Raw genomic sequence first — 19,388 nt, 5'->3', positions numbered from 1 at the left:
TGCGCGAATCGCGGGGGCGCACGGGCGCGGCTGGAAATGCATCAACGCGTCCTCCGCGAGGGCTTGGCAGCATCAGACCGGGCACCGGCACGGGGAGTTCCACCCGCCGGCACATCCTCCTGGACGCGGTAGGCATTGAACATCTCGTGCTCGTGACGCTCCCCCTTGCCATCGATCCATTCGACACCCAGGCGCGAAACCTTCAGCACGCGGCCGCCATCGGGCAGCCGACCACCTGGAGGAACGCGCAATTCGCCCGCACCCTGCACGCTGAAAAGCGCTTCGAAGGCACGCCTGCCCCTGGCGATGCCCACAGGCATCGGCGGCGGCGGCTCGTCGGCCTTGGCCTGCTCGGCCGCAGCCGGCGGCGGAGGCGGGGCCGGCCAAGGCGGGCTCCCCTCCCATTTGGCGTCAAGTGCGGCGAAGTCGAGCATGGGGAGTTCCGGCACCTGCCAGTCAAGCGGCGCAGGCGGACTTGCCGAAACCGATGGCGGCGCCGCGCCGAACAGGATCGATGCGCCTGCTCCCAGCCCCAGCGCAACCAGGCCTACCAGCGGAATTTTCCAGACGCCGGTCATTGCCCCTCCCCCTGCTGCGCGGTTGCCGGCGCATCGCCGCCGCCACGCTTGTAGTAGAAGCGCACAACCATGTTGACCCGCGAGGACTTGGTTTGTTCGCCCAGTTCCAGCCGCTCGACCTGCACCCACGGCAAGCCACGGGAGAGACCGCGCAACAGAACGGCCTGGCCGAACTCAGGCAATTTCCCGTCAAGCCGGGCGAGTACCTGCTGCAGTTCCGCATGACCCGGAACATCCAGGACGCTCTCCACCTTGATTGTCGGCCCATCCAGGCCCGCCGTTCCAGCCAGTTCGGTGAGCCATGCGCGGGCTTCCGCCTGCGCTTGCCCGGCACTGCCTACCTGCATCATCTGCCGTCGAAGGGCATCCAGCTCCGCCTCCGCCTGGTCGGCACGCTCCGTCCATTCGGGCTGCGCCGCCACCAGTTCCATGCGTTCGCGCAGTTGCAGATCGGCCTCGTACTGGGCAGCGGCCTTGGCCCGGCCACCATCCAGAGCACTGAGCACATGCAGGCCGGCAAAGACCACGATGACCATCCCCGCCACCCTCAGGCGAACATTGCCCTGCCATTGCTCACGCACTTTGAGCCACTGCCCGCGAAGCTTGTCCCACTGTTCGCGGCTCATTCCTTCACCTCGCCGTTTACGGTACCGGCCAACTCGAACTCAAGCAGCATGCCCCCCTTGCCTGTGGGGGTCGCGGTCACGTCAGGCAGCCAAGCCGCCTGGATGAAGGGAAGAATGAATTTACGCGGGTCGGTCTCGGACGAAGTCACCGTCAATCGTAGTTTTCCCGGCTCGCGGCTCCAACTCGTGATCTGCGTGCCCTCGGGCAACAGCGAGAACACATCCAGCATCAGGCGGTAATCACTGCTGGCCGTCTGCCTCAGATCCAGCATGCCTTCAATCTGGCCCGCCGCGCTTTCGGCCCGCTCACGGGCATCCAACAATGGCCCCGCCTTCTTCCGAGCCTGCTCCAGGCGCAATGTTCCGCTTTCGACGGCGGCGTTCCAGCGCAGCAGAGCCGTCAGCTGCCAGCCCGCCGCGAACAGGAGAACAAAAGCGATGCTCCACCATGCCAGGCGTTCGGCCAGTACCGCATCGAAGGAAAACCTGCTTTCGGACCCGCCCCACGGCGTGTCAGACCAGTTCACGTGCTGCGGCTCGGGGACGGCGATCACATCAATCAAGCCAAGTCCACCGGCACGCAGGAATCGTTGCCAGACTTGGAGATCCGGCGGCTTGGGCCACCACTGGCTGGCCTGCAGCCGTCCTTCATGCCAGATCTGCCCTTCCACGCCCTGCGATACACGCAGCAGACGCGCACCCGAATCCAGCGGCGGGGCATACAGACGGCTTTCCGGCAGCCAGCGCCGATAATCGACCTGGTCGTTGCCTTCGTCGCCAGGCATCCATATCCAATAGTGCGCGATGCCCTCCTGCCAGGCGATATGCACCTTGGCGCCGGGTGCAGGCTCGAAGCGAGGTACCGCGAGGCGCGCGGCGGCACGTCGGCGACGCGCCGGCAATTGCGAGAAGTCGTGTTGCCGGTACTGGCATTCCCCACGCGGAACAACCCATTCACGCCCGCCCAGCAGGCCGCCGGGCGTAGGTGCTGCCCCGCCATCCCGGACAAGGCTACGGCTCGGCAAAAATAGCGCCGTCGGTCGTTTTTGCAGTGTGGTCATCGGCTGGGCGTGGGACCGGGTAAGCGGCCAGAATTGTCCAAGGCCCTCGCCGATCGGCAAGGGGCGTCAATCTTATATGATACCGCTGACCTGGCCCTGTGCGCCCCCATACATCCAGCCGCATCACGTCGGAGGGCACGAACCGGTAGTCCACGCTGGCGTCGCCCGGCAGCAGGGCACCCGCCAACGCCTCCACCTCCGAGGCACGCACCAAGGGACGCTCTGCCCGGCGTGCAAGCACGGCGTCACAGGCTTGCGGACAGTTCGGCACCCAGGCCGGCAACAACGCCGCAGGGACGGTATTGAGATTGACGGACCCTGCGTAATTGACCGTCACCTGTGAGGTGATGACCGCGAGGCGGAGCGGAGGCAGTTCATCCCACGACAGGACGTTGGCCAGCTCACCAGGCAACAGCAGCGGTCGGTTCGGAGGCGGGGCCCGGCCGAGGCGCTCGTAATCACGCCGCTCGGCGCCATTCAAGCGATTCAGGTCGTCGTCGTCGATATAGTCGAGCAGGGTATCGCGCAAGCGGGGGATCTTTTCCGCCTCGACTCCATTGGCATGGAGCAAACGCTCGATACTGCCGCTGGGCATCGCCCGTAGCGAGAACAGGCCCGACTCGTCCTGGACATCAAAAATGGCGCTGCCCCGCCCCCTGTAAAGCGTGCCGTCGAGCCGCAGCTCCCCGCCCACCGGATCAATGACGGTACCGCCCAACTCATCCAGCCGCCTGACCGCAAGCTCATCTTCGGCCAGCGGCTTCAAAGGCAGCCCGGCCAGAGTGAACTCGCGCGTAGAGGCGACGTACAGCAGAGTATCCCGAGTTTCCAGAGCAGCCACTTCGTCGTCGAGGCGCTCGCTGTCGACATGCGCCTGTTCTACCTGCATGCGCGCCCACAGCGACATCAATCCCACCGCAACGGCAATACCCGCCAGCAGCCAAAGCGTCACCGCCAGCACGAATCCAGCTTGTCGATGGCTACTGCCCACCTATCAACTCCCTGAAACTGTTGTTCTGGTCTACCGGCCTCAGATCCGAGGGTAGATGAACCACCCAGTCCAGATGACGCCCCTGCGCAGTCACGGCCTGAAAGCGAAGCAGACGCGGCAGGATGGGGGGAGGAACCGTTTCCGGGGAAGCCGGCTGCGCATCGAGCGAACTCGCCAGTTCGGGTGCTTGGCCATGCCATTGCTCCCGCCACTCATCATCCGGAGACCCATAGGAAAAGCCCGCATCGCGCAGTGGTCCCTTGACGATGACGACCTGCTTCACTGTCGAGTCGGAATAGTTCAGAGAAACGCCCCCCGTTTCGTCCGGGGCAAGCCACCAGCGCACCCGCCCGCTGCCGCCAGTCATCAACGGCGCGGCACTGATGAAGGACACGCTGTCGGCAGTGCCATCGAAGGCGTCACCCACCCCCATGACCGGAGGTTGGGCGGTAGCGACGTTCTCCCTGAACCATGCTTCCTGCAGCAACATCTGCCGCGACTCACCATACAACCTCAACAAACGCGTCCTCAGGCCCAGCGACTGCGATAGCGCCTGCATCAGCACCGCCATCAACATGGAGACAATCACCAAGGTCACTATTGCCTCCAGCAATGTGAAGCCGGACTGGCCGCGCAGACTCGTCTTCTTCATAGCACCCCGGGCTCGCGCACTTGTTCATAGCCGACGCGGCGCAGCTCGATTTCCGCCAGCGGCTGCCCCTCCCGGTCAAGCTCCAGCCGCATCCTGTAGAGACCGACGCGATACAAGCCTGCCTGGGCATGCCCGGTCGTGGCATCGCGAGGCTGCTCCACCGGCTCGGAAGTCCAGCGCAGCAGCAGGTCGCCCAGCTCATGCTCCCCCCGCGGCTGCAAGGCTGGATTGACGATCTGGATCCATGCCACGGCGTTGCGCAAGGCCGATTCGCGCTCGCGCACCTTCTCCGCCTTGGCCACCATGCTCAGGGATTGATTCATTGCGGCAAACAATGCCATGCCGACCGATGCCAGGATCGCCAATGCGACGATCGCCTCAAGCAGGGAAAACCCGCTCTGCCGCTCAGCGCGCATCGCCGACAGCACAGTCCGGCATCTGCAGATGCCAGCTCTCGACAAGACCTTCGGTACGCACCTGCACATCAGCGGCGTCGCAGATTCCGTTTTCTCTTACCCGCAACGGGGTCAGGGCGACCACGCTCCAACCTTCCGGCAGATCCAGCAACGTGGACAGATCGGCATGCTCCTGTACGGCAATGGCCGCAGCTTGCCTGCGCGCGTGCATCGGCAGTTCCTCGAGTTGGCGCGCCACCTCGGCGCGATCGCCGCTGCGGCTGATCGCCGCCACCGTCTGCGAAAGACGCGGCGCCACGAGTGCCACGACCATGGAAGTCAATGCCAGCACGATCAGCAACTCGAGCAGGGTGAAGCCGCGCTGTGCGATCACCCGGCGATGGCCGACATCACTTGCCCGGCAGGAACCCGACATCCGCATCATTGCCCTCGCCCCCGGCCTTGCCATCGGCGCCGAACGAATACACCGCGAACGGCAGGCCATCGCGCCCGGGAATTGCATACTGGTACGGATTACCCCAAGGATCGGACGGAACCTGCTCGTCCAGGTACGGACCGCGCCATCGGGCCTTGGCGCGCTCGTCGGCAGGAGCAACGTAAAGTACGGCAAGGCCTTCGCTCTCTGTCGGGATACGCCCCACCTCGAGCCGGAAGGTTTCAACCGCGCCGCGCAGAAGGCGCGTCTGCGTTTCGGCCACCTGGACCTTCGAACTGTCCACGCGGCTGAACAGGCGCGGACCGACAAGGCTGGCGATCAATCCAATGATCACCAGAACCACCAGCATTTCCAGCAGGGTGAAGCCCGATTCGATTCGATGGGAACGCATGTGATACTCCGGAATGACTTACAGGCGCACGTCGTTGACGCTGGTGATGGCCAAGATGATGGCGGTCATGATCGTGCCGACCACGATGCCGATCAAGATGATGGCCAGGGGCTCGACCAGTTGCAGCGTGCGCTTCATGCGGTCGCGGCCGATTGTCTCATACAACTTGCCGAGCGCCGTGAGCAGCTTGGGCAGCTCGCCACTGGCTTCGCCAACGGCGACAAGATCGTAGCCGGTGTCGTTCAAGGCCCGGTGTTCGCGCAATGAGACGGCAATTGACTTGCCCGCCTTGACCGATTTGGCGACAGCGCCCAGGCGGTCGCGCAGGAAGCCCATCTTGACCGATGCCGCCGCCAGGTTGAGGGCACGGATCAGCTCCACCTTGCCAGCGAGCAGGGCCGCCAGCGTACTGGCCCAACGCCCCACCTCGGCCTCTATCAACCACTCTCCCAATACCGGCAAGCGCGCGGCGCGTTCAATCAAGCCTGCGGTGAATCCGGGCAGCTTGAACACGGCGCGCAGGGCCACGGCCAGGACCAACACCACGCCCAGCACCAGCCATGCATGCGAGCTGAGCCAGACGCCGGTACTGATCACCCAGCGCGAAAGCGCGGGCATGCTGTCTCCATGCTGGGTAAGCAGACCTCCAAAGCGCGGCACCACCCACATGAAGATGATGCCCACCGCCGCGATACCCGACCCTACCAGCACCAGGGGATAGATCAGCGCCCCGGTCATTTCCTGGCGGACGCGCTGATCGTATTCGAACTGTTCGACGCCGCTGCGCAATGACTCGGCCAGCCGGCCGGTGGCTTCACCGGCCTGAACCAGTTGGTGGAAGTACTCCGGCACGGGCAATACGGAGGCGCGCAAGGCCATGCTGAAGCTCTCGCCACGCCGCACCATGCGCTCCATCTCGGCAAAAGCGGCGACGAGAGAAGCGTGGTGGCTGGAATGGGCCAGGGAAGACAACGCAGTCACCAGCCGGACACCGGCCTCGAGCAAGGTCGTGAATTCGTGCAGCATCAACTGCAGTTCGCGCGTGGAAGCCTTGCCGCGCTTGAATCCACGCCACGCGGGACGGACCGGAGACAGGGCCGATACCGTCAGTCCTTGCGCGGCCAGCAGGCGCGATGCCTCTGCCTCGCTGGCCGCTTCCACATTGCCGGTCGCACGCTTGCCGGCGCGGTCGAATGCTTCGTAACGGAAGCCTGCACTCTCATTCATCGAGACTGATTCCCCCAGTCACGCGTACGACCTCGTCGATGCTGGTCAGCCCCGCACGCGCCTTGAGCAGACCATCCTCGCGGAGACCACGCCCGCCCTGGGCATCCGCAAGCGCACGCATGCGTTCAGCGGGCGCGCGGGCGACGATCAGCTCCTGCATCGCGGGAGTGACGTCCACCAGCTCATAGATGCCCACCCGGCCGCGGTAACCACTGCCCTGGCAGCGCGGACACCCCTTCGGCTGGCGCCAGTTGGCAGGGGAATGACCTTCCACCATATCGGCGACCAGCGCTTCGATTGCCGGTGGCGCTTCGGCAGGTTCGCTGCATTGCGTGCAGAGCTTGCGCACAAGCCGCTGCGCCTGCACGGCGCGTACGCTGGTCGCGACAAGGAACGGCTCGACCCCCATGTCCGTCAAGCGGGTGAAGGCGCTTACCGCATCGTTGGTATGCAGCGTGGACAACACCAGGTGACCGGTGAGAGCCGACTGGACAGCGATACCCGCCGTTTCCAGATCGCGGATTTCGCCAATCATGATGACGTCCGGATCCTGGCGCAGGATGGCTCGCAACGCACGAGCGAACGTGTAGCCAATTTCGGCGTTGCACTGAATCTGCGTGACACCCTTGACCTCGTACTCGACGGGGTCCTCGACCGTGATGATCTTGCGGTCGGTCTGGTTCAGTTCTTCCAGCGTTCCGTACAGCGTCGTCGATTTGCCCGACCCTGTCGGACCGGTAACGAGGATGACGCCGTGGGGTTCGCGCGCCCATGCACGGAACAGCTTCAGGTCCTGGGGGGAAAAACCGAGTCGCTCCAGGTTCAGATCCTCCCGCTCCTTTGGCAGCAGGCGCATCACGATCGATTCGCCATGCACGGCCGGAACGGCCGAAGCGCGGATATCCACTTCCTTGCCGCTGACACGGATGCTCAGGCGTCCATCCTGCGGCAGGCGACGTTCGGCGATATCCATGCCGGAAATCAATTTCACGCGCGAGGCCACTGCCGGATAACGGCTGGCGGGCAGGGTCATTCGCGAATGGAGGATGCCATCGATGCGCATGCGCACATGGAACTGGGCCTCCTCAGGCTCGATATGGACGTCCGAGGCACGCAAGTCCATCGCCTGCGCAAGCATGTTGTTCACCAGTTCGATGACCGGAGCTTCTTCAGCCAGTTCACGCAGATGATTGACATCATCGTCCCATGACGGATCGGAACCGCCTCCTCCCGCATTGGCCAGCTCCAGCAGCCGGGCAAGCTCCTGCGACTGAAGCAGCCGCCATTGCCAGGGGCGGTCGGGGAACGCGCGCAGCAAGGCTTCGTTGACCACCGGCTCCAGTGGGTCGACACCAGCGACCAGAATCCCATCGCCGCCTGGTGATTCCCACGCCACCACGCCATTGTCCAGCCACCAGCCGAGCGCATACGGCGATGCGCTCAGGAGGCTGCGGATGGCCTCCGCTTCCATGGGCCATTCCGAAGCGTGGATCAGCGGCATGCCCAGTTGTTCGGAAAGCACCGGCAGCAATGATTCTTCCGAAAGGGCGCCAAGCCGGACCAGAACGCTGCCGATGCGCCCACCGTATTGCTCCTGGAAAGCCAGCGCCTTGCCCACATCGTTGCTGGAAACCAACCGGCGCTCTACCAGAATCTCGCCCAGCCGCCGCCCTGCAATACCTGCTGCAGCGGAAGGCGGCAGGGGATGCGTGTCAATCGACGGATTCATGCTTGGACTATCCAGAAGGCGATGCGATACCGGAGGTCTAGGGGGTGCGGCGCATCGACGCCCGCAACCCCGCACTCACTCGAAGGTAAGCCGGGCGACATGGTATCCGCAAAACCCAAGCCGGAGCCATGCCCTCGATGGAGGCATCCGCGCGCAGATCCCGCCCTCCGATGGCGCCCGGAAGATGGAGACCAACCGGCTACCGTCGATCCTCCCGCCGGTGCTGCGCCAATTCGCGCAGCACCCGCCCTACGCCTTCGCGCCAATCAGGCAGTTCAAGATCAAAGTCCGCCACCAACGCAGAGGTGTCCAAGCATGAATACGCAGGGCGTCGCGCCGGCGTCGGATACTGGGCCGTGGTGATCGGCAGCACCTCCGGCATGTACCCGATCATTCCCATCGCATCCGCCTGCCTGAAGATTTCCTCGGCGAAACCATGCCAGCTGGTCTGCCCCGAAGCGGTCAGATGCCAGGTGCCGGACAGGCCGCCCGGATGCCGCAGCGCCTGCGCGGTGACGTCGGCGATCAGCGTCGCCGGTGTCGGCGTGCCGATCTGGTCGGCGACCACGCGCAACTGCTCGCGCTCGGCACCCACGCGCAGCATGGTGCGCAGGAAATTGCCGCCATGCGAGGCATACACCCATGCAGTGCGGAAGATCAGGTGGCGCCCACCCGCCGCACGCACCGCCTCCTCGCCATCGCGCTTGCTGGTGCCATACACCCCCAGTGGCGCGGTCGGCTCGTCCTCGCGGTAGGGCGCATTGCCCTGCCCGTCGAAGACGTAGTCGGTGGAGTAATGCACCAGCGGCACGCCATGGGCGGCGCACCAGCGCGCGATCACGCCCGGCGCCTGCGCATTGGCGCGGAACGCCGCTTCCGGCTCCTGCTCGGCGCGGTCCACCGCGGTGTACGCCGCGGCGTTGACCACCACCGTAGGCTGCAGACGGTCCAGCAACGCCGGCAGGCTGTCGGGCTGGTCGAAATCGGCCACTTCGCAGGCGCTGCCGTCGGGCAACGCACCGCTGCGGGTGGTAGCCACCACCGTGCCCAGCGGCGCCAGCGCGCGCAGCAGCTCCCGGCCCACCTGGCCGTTGCCACCGAACACCAGCAGCGTCATGGCGCGTACACCGGCAGGCGATCCTCTGCGATGTCCTTGAGGAACGGCGCGTTATCGTCCTTGGCCGAGAGCGTGGGCGCGCTGATCGGCCAGTCGACGGCGATGTCGGCATCGTTCCAGCGCACGCCGGCGTCGGCCTCCTTCACGTAGACGTCAGTGCACAGATAGCTGAACACCGCGCGCTCGGACAGCACCGCGAAGCCATGCGCGAAACCTTCCGGGATCCAGAACTGGCGGTGGTTCTCCGCGCTGAGCAGCACGGCTTCCCAGTGGCCGAAAGTCGGCGAGCCGCGGCGGATGTCCACCGCCACGTCATATACCTCGCCTTCCAGCACGCTGACCAGCTTGCCCTGCGGCCGCGGCCACTGGTAATGCAGGCCGCGCAGCACGCCCTTGACCGAGGTGGAGACGTTGCTCTGCACGAACTGCGTCGGCAGTCCATGTTCGGCGAACCGCTCGGCGTTCCAGGTCTCGAAGAACATGCCGCGCGCGTCGCCGAACACCGCCGGCTCGATCACTGCGCAGCCCGGCAGCGAGGTCGCGATCACCTTCATGGCACCACTCCGCGCTGCAGCAGTTTCTGCAGGTACTGGCCGTAGCCGTTCTTGAGCAGCGGTGCGGCCAGCGCTTCCAGTTCACCGGCGCCGATCCAGCCCTGCCCGTAGGCGATTTCTTCCGGGCAGCAGACCTGCAGGCCCTGTCGGGTCTGGATGGTCTCGATGAAGTTGGATGCCTCCAGCAGCGACTGGTGGGTGCCGGTATCGAGCCAGGCATAGCCACGCCCCAGCTGCTCCAGATACAACGCACCGGCATCCAGGTAGCACTTGTTCAGGTCGGTGATCTCCAGCTCGCCGCGCGGCGATGGCTTGAGCCCGGCGGCGTGGTCGCTGGCATTGCCGTCGTAGAAATACAGCCCGGTGACCGCGTAGTTGGAGCGCGGGTTCTCCGGCTTCTCGACCAGCCCCACGACCTTGCCTTCCTGGTCGAATTCGGCCACGCCGTAGCGCTCCGGGTCGTTGACCCAGTAACCGAACACGGTCGCGCCCGCGTCGCGGGCATCGGCACGCTTGAGCGTGTCGCGCAGGCCATGGCCGTGGAAGATGTTGTCGCCCAGCACCAGGCAGCTGGGCTTGCCGGCGACGAAGTCGCGGCCGATCAGATAGGCCTGGGCCAGGCCGTCCGGGCTGGGCTGGACCGCGTACTGGATGTCCATGCCCCACTGCGAACCGTCGCCCAGCAACGCCTGGAACAGGGCCTGCTCATGCGGCGTGTTGATGATCAGCACCTCGCGGATGCCGGCCATCATCAGCACGCTGAGCGGGTAATAGATCATTGGCTTGTCGTACACCGGCAGCAGCTGCTTGCTGACGCCCTTGGTGATCGGATACAGGCGCGTGCCGGAACCGCCGGCGAGGATGATGCCTTTGCGTTGGGTCATGTCGTCTCCGAGGATCAGGCGGCGGTGCCGATGCGCTGCAGGCGATAGCTGCCATCCAGCACGCCGTTGACCCATGCCTGGTTGTCCAGGTACCAGTCGACGGTGAAGGTGATGCCCTGCTCGAAGGTGTAGGCCGGTTCCCAGCCCAGGTCGTTCTTCAGCTTGGAGGCATCGATCGCATAGCGGCGGTCATGGCCGGGGCGGTCGGTGACGTAGGTGATCTGGCTGCTGCGCGGCTGACCATCTTCGCGTGGACGGCGCTGGTCCAGCAGCGCGCAGATCGCCTGCACCACTTCGATGTTCTGCTTTTCCGAATTGCCGCCGACGTTATAGGTCTCGCCGACCCTGCCCTTGGCCAGCACGGTACGGATCGCCTCGCAGTGGTCGGTGACGAACAGCCAGTCGCGGACCTGTTTGCCATCGCCGTACACCGGCAGCGGCTCGCCGGCCAGCGCCTTGGCGATCACCAGCGGGATGAGTTTCTCCGGGAAATGGTACGGACCGTAATTGTTGGAACAATTGGTGGTCAGCACCGGCAGCCCGTAGGTGTGGTGGAACGCGCGCACGAGGTGGTCCGAGGCGGCCTTGGAGGCCGAGTACGGCGAATTCGGCGCATACGGCGTGGTTTCGGTGAACTTGCCGGTCTCGCCCAGCGTGCCGTAGACCTCGTCGGTGGAGACATGCAGGAAGCGGAAGGCCTCGCCCTTCCCGGCCGGCAGCGCCTTCCAGTAATCGCGCACCGCTTCGAGCAGGCCGAGGGTACCGACCACGTTGGTCTGGATGAAGGCGCCCGGGCCGTCGATCGAGCGGTCCACGTGGCTCTCGGCGGCGAAATTCAGCACCGCGTCGGGCTGGTGTTCGGCCAGCAGGCGCTCGACCAGGGCACGATCGCCGATGTCGCCCTGCACGAACACATGGTCCGGATTGCCTTCCAGACTCGCCAGCGTGCGCAGGTTGCCTGCGTAGGTCAGGGCATCGAGGTTGACGACCTTGATGCCGCGGGCGACCGCCTCCAGCACGAAGTTGCCGCCGATGAAGCCGGCACCGCCGGTTACTAGCCAGGTGGGCACTATCTGTCTCCTGATACGTCCATACGCCCGGATCTCCACGATCCGAAGCTTGCTCCAGGCGGCAAAGGATACAGGCTGCCCCACCTTCGCTGCCTTGACACCACTGAAACGCGCGGCAAAGGCAGGCAGAAACAGGCCGCGGCAGGGCCACTGGCCTGCGGGGCCTGAGCAGGTATCCATACGCGTTCGCATGGGAATCCCCCACCCGCTAGAATCGGGACTTTCCTCCGTCCGGCATTGGCGCCGGCCCCCTGCAACCGAAGGATCCCGCAGCACATGAAAATCCTCGTCGCGTACAAGCGCGTGGTGGACTACAACGTCCGCATTCAGGTCAAGCCGGATGGTTCCGGCGTGGTCACTGACGGCGTCAAGCTCTCGCCGAACCCGTTCGACGAAATCGCGCTGGAAGAAGCCCTCCGCCTGCGCGACAAGGGCATCGCCACCGAGGTCGTGGTCGCCACCATCGCCCCGGCCGACGCCCAGGCACACCTGCGCAACGGCCTGGCCATGGGCGCCAACCGCGCCATCCACGTGGTCACCGACCAGGCCATCCAGCCGCTGACCGCGGCCCGCACCCTGCTCAAGCTGGTGGAGAAGGAGCAGCCGGACCTGGTGATCCTCGGCAAGCAGGCCATCGACGACGACGCCAACCAGACCGGCCAGATGCTGGCCACGCTGTGGGCGCGCCCGCAGGCCACCTTCGCCTCCAAGGTCGAGATCGCAAACGGCAAGGCCACGGTCACGCGTGAAGTCGACGCCGGCCTGGAAACGCTGGAAGTCGACCTGCCGGCGGTGATCACTACCGACCTGCGCCTGAACGAGCCGCGCTTCATCAAGCTGCCGGACATCATGAAGGCCAAGGCCAAGCCCCTGGAGACCCTGCAGCTGGCCGACCTGGGCGTCGAAGCCGCCGATACGTTCAAGACCACCCACTACGCCGCGCCGGCAAAGCGCAGCAAGGGCGTGATGGTCAAGGACGCCGCCGAACTGGTGGCCGCACTCAAGCAGAAGGGGTTGCTGTAATGGCCAAGATTCTCGTCATCGCCGAACACCTGGACGGCAAGCTCAACAGCGCCGTCGCCAAGACCGTCTCGGCCGCTGCCGCCGTCGGCGGCGATATCGACGTTCTCGTACTGGCTGCCGACCCGGCCGCCGTCGCCGCGCAGGCCGCGCAGATCGCCGGCGTCGGCAAGGTGCTGACTGTCGCCAACCCGGCCAACGGACACGCCCTGGCGCAGGTCCAGGCCCCGCAGATCGCCAAGGCCGCCGCCGGCTACAGCCACGTGTTCGGCCCGTCCACCACCACCGGCAAGGACCTGATGCCGGCCGTGGCCGCGCTGCTGGGCGTGAACCAGGTGTCCGACCTGATGACCGTGGATGGCCCGCACACCTTCAAGCGCCCGATCTACGCCGGCAACGCCATCATCACCGTCGAAGTGCCGGCCGACCAGGTGGTCGTCGCCACCGTGCGCGCCGCCTCGTGGCCGGAAGCGGCCAAAGGCAACAACGCCCCGGTCGAGGCCATCGGCGTCGACGCCGCCCTGCCCTCGCACACCCGCTTCGTCGGCCTGGCCGCCGGCAAGAGCGACCGCCCGGACCTGCAGAGCGCCAGGCGCGTGGTCTCCGGTGGCCGTGGCGTCGGTTCGGAAGAGAACTTCAAGGTGATCTACCAGCTGGCCGACAAGCTCGGCGCCGCCGTCGGCGCCTCGCGCGCCGCTGTCGATGCCGGCTATGTGCCCAGCGACATGCAGGTCGGCCAGACCGGCAAGATCATCGCCCCGGAACTGTACGTCGCCGTCGGCATTTCCGGCGCCATCCAGCACCTGACCGGCATCAAGGACGCCGGCACCATCGTGGCCATCAACAAGGACGGCGACGCGCCGATCTTCGAGGTTGCGGATATCGGCTTGGTGGGCGACCTGTTCGCCATCCTGCCTGAGCTGGAAGCCGCGCTCTGACACCGCCGGATAGGGGCGCCGGACACGGCGCCCCTATCCGTGCGAACCAGCTTTCGGGGCTTCCTGTCATCGCAGGCGCCATCGCATCCTTCGTATGCCCGGCCCTTACCTCTACGGGCGGCAAAGCCTGATCGTCCAGCAGGATGGTCGACCCATGAGGCGAGAACCGTATACGGGTATCCACGGCATCGAGTACACCAGACTACTCGCACCTGCCCGTCAGGACGGCGAGTGGCGGTGCCGTCGGAGTGGATGCACATAAAGCCCGCCGAGCCACGAACGGCGCCCGGCATATGAAGGCCAGGAAACGCTAGCCCTTTCTCGAAAGCGATCGATGAATGGGGCGCTTCGGCACAGCCTGGATGTCATATCCAAGGAAGGCCAGAAGAAACTGAAGCCCACTGATGATGGCCAATGCGGGCAGAACGACGGTACCTGTGGATGCGGGCACCCCTGAACGCGCGGCAATCCACCAATGCACGCCGCCGTGAACAAGCCCCCCGGTCAGCAGCACGATCGCAGCCATAAGCTCGAGGGACGCGACCGAAAGGTCTCGCAGATAATATCGGTATACGATTCTCTTCAAGAAATTCTTCAAGTGCTTCAGTGAAAACTCGCCGACGACCTGGGATATCCTGAGGTTGCTTTCCTCATCGGCATACCTTGCATCCATCGGGATATCCACCACCACTGCCCGCATCGTATTCAACCGAAACAGCATGTCGGTTTCAAAGAAATAGCGCCTGCTGATCGAACTGACGGGAAGTCTTTCTATTATTCTCGAATGGATGGCGGTGTACCCATTGGTTGGGTCGAATACATCCCAATATCCCGTCGATGCCTTTGACATGAAGGACAACCCAAGGTTTCCCACCCTGCGGAGCCATGGCATCTGCCGGATCTCGCCGAGATCCCAGAACCTGTTCCCTTTCGTGTAATCAGCCTCCCCCATCAGGATGGGAAGTACGAACTGATGCAGCAACGCCGGGTCCATCTGCCCGTCGCCATCCAGCTTCACGACGATCGTGGCTCCGTCCGCTGCTGCCCGCTGATATCCGGTAAGCATCGCGCCACCTACCCCTTGGTTGACGGCGTGTCGCAGCACCGTCACCCGCGGATCCCGGCATTCCTGTTCGACCAGATCACCGCTCCCATCCGGGCAGGCATCGTCGACGCAATAGATCCGGCTTACCTTGTCGTCAATCGCGCCGATCACCTGCAGCACATGCCTGCGCACTTTGTAACAGGGAATGACAACCGCGATTACGTCATTGGATTCAATCGAATTCATGGCGAAGCTGCCCACCTTCATTGCCGTTCACGCTGCCAGCACGAACACAAAGAGCCGCGATTTCCAGCCAGTATCGTTCCATACGATGACAAAAGACTCTCCTTCTTGTCATTGACAGGCCCCGACCTGATCGAAGCGATACAAGCTCTGCGGTCCAAACTCCAATCTTCCCAATGCCTCTCGATCAACATGCACGTCGGAAGGAGCAATGATCCACCTGACACCCGGCGGCAGCTCACCTGAGAAATCCGCTGCCTTCTCGATGCTACGGACATGCTGCAGACCGGCGAACTGCATGAGAAAGAACGAAGATTTTCCATACCGATCGTCGACAAGGATCAGGCCGCTTCCCGGCTGGGCGCCGACCAGACATTCCCGCAGCATATCGCCGGCCTCGATCATCGCCTGATTATCCCTTGAGACTTGTCGCAGCCAATTGGCCATCTGGACGTGGCTCCCAACCATCAGAAGCACAAGATAGAAGAGATAGGCCTTCGCCGCGAACCTGTCCACGAGTCCACAGATGAAGAAGATGAAGGCTGCAAGCACGACCAGCCACATCAGCCAATCGTTCATCCCCGGAAGCGACCAGTGCTGCAAAGCAGACGTAAAGAAAACAAATATATCGGGATAGTCCCATGGATAAATGTGGTACTGGAAACGCAGATAGAAGCTGAACATGAGCACCGAAACCAACAAGGCCCCGCTCATCACCTTCAGCCTTCGCGAGACATACACGGCCCATACCGAGAACAACAGCAGCAGGGGCAACAACGGTTCCAGATAGCGGCCGTGGAGGCGGTACCTCTCGAACTCGCTTACCTGCGATGCCGCGTTGGTGAACGCACCAATCATCGCCAGGAAAGCAATGCAGAGCAGCGCGAGAAGAACCGCGAACCGCCTCCGCTGAAGAGCCTCATCCGGGAGTGCAGTTTCGGCGCGACTTGCAGGCCGGGGCCTTGCCGCCTTCCAACATTCGCCAGCGATCAACAGGCAGCCCGGAGCGAACATCACCATCAGCACCCATGCATGCCCGGCAATATAATCGAGCATCGACCAGGCATTACCAAGCAGATACGCGGGCGAGGACAACCGCTGCAGATAATACGCGTAGAAACTGGAGACAACCCCGCCGCCACCCGCTTCGCCGGAAAGCAGGCGCACGACATGGACAAATACGCCGGTTGAAAAAATATAAAGCGCGGCACGGAGCAGGCCGGACTTCATCCCCGCCCACCTGCCGTCGATCCTGCCTATCAGATCGCTCACCGCAAAGAATGCCGCGGTGCCGACCACCAAGGCCACCGCATGAGGCTTTACGAAATATGCAGCTGCCGACACCAGAGCCGGCAGCAGAACCATCCAGGCCGACCGCCGGCTCGATGCCCACAGGGCAAGGAGCACGCCGGCATAGACGAGCGCCTGGAACTCAACCTCGGGGAGGAGAATCGTTGAATAGAAGGAGAACGGGAATGCCAGATAGACTATCGACGAAATGGCGGCGGTTTTCCTGTCGAAAGCACTGCACCCCAGGAAAAACACCAGCAGGGACGACAGCACGAACACCAGGGAATTGAACAAACGCCCCACGAGAGCCACATGCTCGACTGAAACCAGCGCCCATGCATCGAAAAGAAGCCGGTAGGCCTTGTTGTCGACGGGCTGCATCGCAGGGTCATAGCGATACAGCTCCTGCCCTTCAGCCGCGTATTTCGCCCCCATGAAGTAGGCATATTCATCACTGGCCATCACCGGTGATTCGGTGGAAACAACCCTGCCGACCAGGACAACAAATGCAACAAACATCGCAACCAGAAGCGCCTTTGGCACCTGCGTGGCGTACGCACGCTCCCAGAAATGCCTCATAGGAAATTCCAAAGGTAAGAAAAGAGGATATCTGGAAGCCGGACATTCCCGGCGCCACGGAAGATGTCGGGACCAGTCACTTCAGGATCACGGCCCGCCCGTTGTCACATACGACATTCTGCCCGCCACGTACGTAGGAAAGCACCAAACGGTAGGTGCCACCTTCGAGGGCCGAAGCGTCGATCTCGCTGGAGAAGCCCGACTTCAGCGCATCCGCAGCTCCACCGTGAGCCTGCCGCACATCCGGGCGATCGAGGGCGGGCACGATTTTCTGCTGCCAAACACGCCCGTCGCCCGACTGCGAAGCAATCCGGACTCCTATTTCGGAGGGCGCTACGCCATCAACCTCGTCAATAAGCCATCCACCGATCGGGAAGACCCTGCCCTTGGTCACGACGGGATTCATGTCCTGCACAACGGCACCATCCACCGTTTCAATGTTGCATGCCCCGGAAAGAACCGGGGCAACCGCCATTGGGGACTCGGCGACCAGGACCCCCTTCTCAGCAGCGACATCGGCCTGCCGGCCGGAAGCCGCCCGCTCAGGACGACTGCAGGCGGCAACAAGAAAAACCAAAGCCAAGGAAAAAAGAATTTTCATGCCGACTCTCTGCATGGACAGGCGATTCACATCGAACATATCAATGCTGGAATGTCGTGCCACCCGAGAGCGCGACATTCCTCCCATTGACCCGGGTGAAACCGTAACGTGGTGCCGGAGCTTGCCCGCGATGCGCGAAGAATACGTCCTGCTGATATACCTGGCGCGAAGATGGCGCACAGTGGAAAACCATGCTCCGCCTGGTCAGGTCAGGATTCACCGCAGGACTGCCTCCATGGGGCAACTGCGGATGCCAGATCGCCACGTCACCTTTTTTCAATGACGTTCGCGTCGGCGCATCAAAGCCGGAAGCCGTCCTGATCACGTCACCGTAGTACTGCTCCAGCGACTCACTGATCAGCGCTTCGCGCGGCGCCCCAGGCATGCGCGCCGCCACCGCGTCGTAGATGCCGTGCGGATCGCATTCAAAGCGATGCCCGCCGGGAACATACATGAGCGGGCCCGCATCCATCGAGATATCCTCAAGCGCAACCCACATGCCAAAGAAAAGATTGCGCGGGAAAGTTTCGAAGAAGGGAGAATCACGATGTATGGGCTGCTGGCTTCCATACTCGAAGTACAACGAGGAATAGATCGAAGCCTCATCACCAAACAGGAAATCGAGAATCTCCATCAGCCGGGAATTCGATCCGACATTTGCCGCCGACGCTGAAGTCAGGTGGAAGTTGACGACCCGCAGCAACCGCCCCGATGGATCCTTGTGCTTCTCCACCTCGGCGCCCAGACCATCGATGAAGCGCTGATAATCCTGGACAACGGCATCGCATTCCGAGCCGGCTATCGCCCCGGGGAGCACCACGAAACCATCGTTGATCATGCTCGAGCCGATGGCCTCCAACTGCCTATCCCCTCCTGCCCGCCGCTCCAACTGAGCGATCGCATCGACTTCATCCAGCCACAACCCTTCCATCGACCACTCCTCAGCAACTCGAAAATTGAAAAACCGGAAAGCCATCCCGATGCATCAGGCCGAAAGCATCGGCTTCGCTGCCACGAAGACTACGGGCCACGCGTGCCCGTCCGGATAAGGACACCCATTCGAGAAGACGCCCTCGACGGGGTTGAACGCAAGCTGGGCTTCCACCTTGCAGAAGCCCGCCTCCGTCAACATATCAAACAGATCCCGGCCAAACTGGGTGAAGACCAGGGCACCACCTTCGTCAACCGGGTTGCCATGATAGGCAGCGGGCAGGTCATGCACCAGCACGCCTTCGCTTATGCGCGCACGCCTGATGGACGTAGCCAGCTCCTCATAGAAAGGCGTGGAAAAGACCAGCCAGCCGCCAGGCGCAAGAATGCGATGGCACTCCCGCAGTGCGGCCATCGGGTCCGGCACATGCTCGAGTACATCGAAGTGCATCACCAGACCCAGCGCATCGTTCACATACGATGCATCATCCATGCTCTCGTGGCGCACCAGCAGCCCACCGCAATCCACAAGATCCCCGGATCGGTAGCGCGCCCCCAGGAATTCACTTCCCGTCATGCCCGGCACCCTTCGGAGCAGGGGCTCGAACATGGGCGTGAGCCGTTCGAACACCGCGGCTTCCGCGGCGACGCGTCCACGCGCCAGCACATCGTCAACGACCGCGAGTACGCCCCGCATCCTTCCGTTCAGGCCGCAGCCGCACAGCATGCCTTCTGATAGGTTCGCCCAGCCCTCCACGTCAGTCGGCTGGGCAAACCAACCCCATACGCCGCAGCCTCGGCAATAGCCGAACACCCCTCCCTCATCGAGTGAGCGTCTTTCCAGCATGGCCGCCATGGGAGACAAAGCATCCATCACCTGCTCCAGCGACGACATGCCGTCGAAGCCTCGCGTGGGTTCATCTGCAACCGGCATCACACCTCCTCCGCACGACCCGCAAGCCGTTCTCTACAAGCCTTATAATTCATCGGTTCAAGGCGCCGATACAAGG

Annotated in this window: 21 protein-coding genes; 2 read left to right on the top strand and 19 right to left on the bottom strand. The window is 63.5% G+C overall.

Annotation, left to right across the window (positions count from 1 at the left end; genetic code table 11):
- Positions 1-41: 41 nt before the first annotated feature.
- The 14 genes from AC1DGW_RS13850 to rfbB form a co-directional block, all read right to left on the bottom strand.
- Positions 42-578, bottom strand: coding sequence for a hypothetical protein (locus AC1DGW_RS13850; RefSeq protein ID WP_478023952.1), 537 nt, complete (start codon positions 576-578; stop codon positions 42-44).
- A complete protein-coding gene (locus tag AC1DGW_RS13845; RefSeq protein ID WP_478023950.1) occupies positions 575-1,204 on the bottom strand; it encodes a hypothetical protein in 630 nt (209 codons plus the stop codon). The genes AC1DGW_RS13850 and AC1DGW_RS13845 overlap by 4 nt, the downstream gene beginning before the upstream one ends.
- The gene (locus tag AC1DGW_RS13840) at positions 1,201-2,265 is read right to left on the bottom strand and encodes a hypothetical protein (protein ID WP_478023948.1); all 1,065 of its coding nucleotides are present in this window, start codon (positions 2,263-2,265) and stop codon (positions 1,201-1,203) included. The genes AC1DGW_RS13845 and AC1DGW_RS13840 overlap by 4 nt, the downstream gene beginning before the upstream one ends.
- Entirely contained in the window at positions 2,216-3,217 is a 1,002-nt protein-coding gene (locus AC1DGW_RS13835) for a hypothetical protein (protein WP_478023946.1), read from the bottom strand. Before AC1DGW_RS13835 ends, AC1DGW_RS13840 begins: the two co-directional genes overlap by 50 nt.
- Before the next feature lie 28 nt (positions 3,218-3,245).
- Positions 3,246-3,908, bottom strand: a complete 663-nt coding sequence (locus AC1DGW_RS13830) for a prepilin-type N-terminal cleavage/methylation domain-containing protein (protein ID WP_478023944.1) — start codon at positions 3,906-3,908, stop codon at positions 3,246-3,248.
- Positions 3,905-4,336, bottom strand: a complete 432-nt coding sequence (locus AC1DGW_RS13825; RefSeq protein WP_478023942.1) for a prepilin-type N-terminal cleavage/methylation domain-containing protein — start codon at positions 4,334-4,336, stop codon at positions 3,905-3,907. Before AC1DGW_RS13825 ends, AC1DGW_RS13830 begins: the two co-directional genes overlap by 4 nt.
- A complete protein-coding gene (locus AC1DGW_RS13820; RefSeq protein WP_478023940.1) occupies positions 4,314-4,739 on the bottom strand; it encodes a prepilin-type N-terminal cleavage/methylation domain-containing protein in 426 nt (141 codons plus the stop codon). Before AC1DGW_RS13820 ends, AC1DGW_RS13825 begins: the two co-directional genes overlap by 23 nt.
- Positions 4,714-5,151 (bottom strand): type II secretion system major pseudopilin GspG, encoded by a 438-nt coding sequence (gspG, locus tag AC1DGW_RS13815; RefSeq protein ID WP_478023938.1) that lies wholly within the window; start codon positions 5,149-5,151, stop codon positions 4,714-4,716. The genes AC1DGW_RS13820 and gspG overlap by 26 nt, the downstream gene beginning before the upstream one ends.
- A gap of 18 nt (positions 5,152-5,169) precedes the next feature.
- Entirely contained in the window at positions 5,170-6,378 is a 1,209-nt protein-coding gene (locus AC1DGW_RS13810; RefSeq protein ID WP_478023935.1) for a type II secretion system F family protein, read from the bottom strand.
- The gene (locus AC1DGW_RS13805) at positions 6,371-8,107 is read right to left on the bottom strand and encodes a GspE/PulE family protein (RefSeq protein WP_478023933.1); all 1,737 of its coding nucleotides are present in this window, start codon (positions 8,105-8,107) and stop codon (positions 6,371-6,373) included. Before AC1DGW_RS13805 ends, AC1DGW_RS13810 begins: the two co-directional genes overlap by 8 nt.
- Before the next feature lie 199 nt (positions 8,108-8,306).
- The gene (gene rfbD / locus AC1DGW_RS13800; RefSeq protein WP_478023931.1) at positions 8,307-9,224 is read right to left on the bottom strand and encodes a dTDP-4-dehydrorhamnose reductase; all 918 of its coding nucleotides are present in this window, start codon (positions 9,222-9,224) and stop codon (positions 8,307-8,309) included.
- Entirely contained in the window at positions 9,221-9,778 is a 558-nt protein-coding gene (rfbC, locus tag AC1DGW_RS13795) for a dTDP-4-dehydrorhamnose 3,5-epimerase (RefSeq protein WP_478023929.1), read from the bottom strand. The genes rfbD and rfbC overlap by 4 nt, the downstream gene beginning before the upstream one ends.
- Positions 9,775-10,662 (bottom strand): glucose-1-phosphate thymidylyltransferase RfbA, encoded by an 888-nt coding sequence (rfbA, locus tag AC1DGW_RS13790; protein ID WP_478023927.1) that lies wholly within the window; start codon positions 10,660-10,662, stop codon positions 9,775-9,777. Before rfbA ends, rfbC begins: the two co-directional genes overlap by 4 nt.
- A 14-nt stretch (positions 10,663-10,676) precedes the next feature.
- Entirely contained in the window at positions 10,677-11,732 is a 1,056-nt protein-coding gene (gene rfbB / locus AC1DGW_RS13785) for a dTDP-glucose 4,6-dehydratase (RefSeq protein WP_478023925.1), read from the bottom strand.
- 276 nt (positions 11,733-12,008) lie between these two features.
- On the opposite strand from rfbB, the gene AC1DGW_RS13780 reads away from it, so the two are divergent.
- Together AC1DGW_RS13780 and AC1DGW_RS13775 are read left to right on the top strand one after the other, a co-directional pair.
- Entirely contained in the window at positions 12,009-12,755 is a 747-nt protein-coding gene (locus tag AC1DGW_RS13780) for an electron transfer flavoprotein subunit beta/FixA family protein (protein ID WP_478023923.1), read from the top strand.
- On the top strand, positions 12,755-13,690 hold the full coding sequence (locus AC1DGW_RS13775; RefSeq protein ID WP_478023921.1) for an electron transfer flavoprotein subunit alpha/FixB family protein: 936 nt from the start codon (positions 12,755-12,757) through the stop codon (positions 13,688-13,690). The genes AC1DGW_RS13780 and AC1DGW_RS13775 overlap by 1 nt, the downstream gene beginning before the upstream one ends.
- A gap of 310 nt (positions 13,691-14,000) precedes the next feature.
- Here AC1DGW_RS13775 and AC1DGW_RS13770 read toward each other — a convergent pair whose 3' ends face one another.
- The 5 genes from AC1DGW_RS13770 to AC1DGW_RS13750 form a co-directional block, all read right to left on the bottom strand.
- Positions 14,001-15,002, bottom strand: a complete 1,002-nt coding sequence (locus AC1DGW_RS13770) for a glycosyltransferase family 2 protein (RefSeq protein ID WP_478023919.1) — start codon at positions 15,000-15,002, stop codon at positions 14,001-14,003.
- A gap of 87 nt (positions 15,003-15,089) precedes the next feature.
- Entirely contained in the window at positions 15,090-16,847 is a 1,758-nt protein-coding gene (locus tag AC1DGW_RS13765; RefSeq protein WP_478023917.1) for a hypothetical protein, read from the bottom strand.
- A 76-nt stretch (positions 16,848-16,923) separates the two neighbouring features.
- Positions 16,924-17,487 (bottom strand): hypothetical protein, encoded by a 564-nt coding sequence (locus tag AC1DGW_RS13760; RefSeq protein ID WP_478023915.1) that lies wholly within the window; start codon positions 17,485-17,487, stop codon positions 16,924-16,926.
- 1 nt (position 17,488) lies between these two features.
- Positions 17,489-18,379, bottom strand: coding sequence for a phytanoyl-CoA dioxygenase family protein (locus tag AC1DGW_RS13755; protein WP_478023914.1), 891 nt, complete (start codon positions 18,377-18,379; stop codon positions 17,489-17,491).
- Between the two features lie 54 nt (positions 18,380-18,433).
- Positions 18,434-19,312: a class I SAM-dependent methyltransferase gene (locus AC1DGW_RS13750; RefSeq protein WP_478023913.1), complete on the bottom strand. Its 879-nt coding sequence runs from the start codon at positions 19,310-19,312 to the stop codon at positions 18,434-18,436.
- Between the last annotated feature and the right edge of the window lie 76 nt (positions 19,313-19,388).

The organism is Stenotrophomonas sp. 05N423, from assembly GCF_056397145.1.
The sequence above is the reverse complement of the archived record's forward strand: the minus strand, read 5'-3'. Positions and strand labels throughout refer to the sequence as shown.

Bases quoted from the DNA above. Each gene is read 5' to 3' on its own strand.
- AC1DGW_RS13850 (WP_478023952.1), bottom strand. From the start codon at position 578: ATGACCGGCGTCTGGAAAATTCCGCTGGTAGGCCTGGTTGCGCTGGGG.
- AC1DGW_RS13845 (WP_478023950.1), bottom strand. From the start codon at position 1,204: ATGAGCCGCGAACAGTGGGACAAGCTTCGCGGGCAGTGGCTCAAAGTG.
- AC1DGW_RS13840 (WP_478023948.1), bottom strand. From the start codon at position 2,265: ATGACCACACTGCAAAAACGACCGACGGCGCTATTTTTGCCGAGCCGT.
- AC1DGW_RS13830 (WP_478023944.1), bottom strand. From the start codon at position 3,908: ATGAAGAAGACGAGTCTGCGCGGCCAGTCCGGCTTCACATTGCTGGAG.
- AC1DGW_RS13820 (WP_478023940.1), bottom strand. From the start codon at position 4,739: ATGTCGGGTTCCTGCCGGGCAAGTGATGTCGGCCATCGCCGGGTGATC.
- gspG (WP_478023938.1), bottom strand. From the start codon at position 5,151: ATGCGTTCCCATCGAATCGAATCGGGCTTCACCCTGCTGGAAATGCTG.
- AC1DGW_RS13810 (WP_478023935.1), bottom strand. From the start codon at position 6,378: ATGAATGAGAGTGCAGGCTTCCGTTACGAAGCATTCGACCGCGCCGGC.
- AC1DGW_RS13805 (WP_478023933.1), bottom strand. From the start codon at position 8,107: ATGAATCCGTCGATTGACACGCATCCCCTGCCGCCTTCCGCTGCAGCA.
- rfbD (WP_478023931.1), bottom strand. From the start codon at position 9,224: ATGACGCTGCTGGTGTTCGGTGGCAACGGCCAGGTGGGCCGGGAGCTG.
- rfbC (WP_478023929.1), bottom strand. From the start codon at position 9,778: ATGAAGGTGATCGCGACCTCGCTGCCGGGCTGCGCAGTGATCGAGCCG.
- rfbA (WP_478023927.1), bottom strand. From the start codon at position 10,662: ATGACCCAACGCAAAGGCATCATCCTCGCCGGCGGTTCCGGCACGCGC.
- AC1DGW_RS13780 (WP_478023923.1), top strand. From the start codon at position 12,009: ATGAAAATCCTCGTCGCGTACAAGCGCGTGGTGGACTACAACGTCCGC.
- AC1DGW_RS13775 (WP_478023921.1), top strand. From the start codon at position 12,755: ATGGCCAAGATTCTCGTCATCGCCGAACACCTGGACGGCAAGCTCAAC.
- AC1DGW_RS13770 (WP_478023919.1), bottom strand. From the start codon at position 15,002: ATGAAGGTGGGCAGCTTCGCCATGAATTCGATTGAATCCAATGACGTA.
- AC1DGW_RS13765 (WP_478023917.1), bottom strand. From the start codon at position 16,847: ATGAGGCATTTCTGGGAGCGTGCGTACGCCACGCAGGTGCCAAAGGCG.
- AC1DGW_RS13760 (WP_478023915.1), bottom strand. From the start codon at position 17,487: ATGTTCGATGTGAATCGCCTGTCCATGCAGAGAGTCGGCATGAAAATT.
- AC1DGW_RS13755 (WP_478023914.1), bottom strand. From the start codon at position 18,379: ATGGAAGGGTTGTGGCTGGATGAAGTCGATGCGATCGCTCAGTTGGAG.
- AC1DGW_RS13750 (WP_478023913.1), bottom strand. From the start codon at position 19,312: ATGCCGGTTGCAGATGAACCCACGCGAGGCTTCGACGGCATGTCGTCG.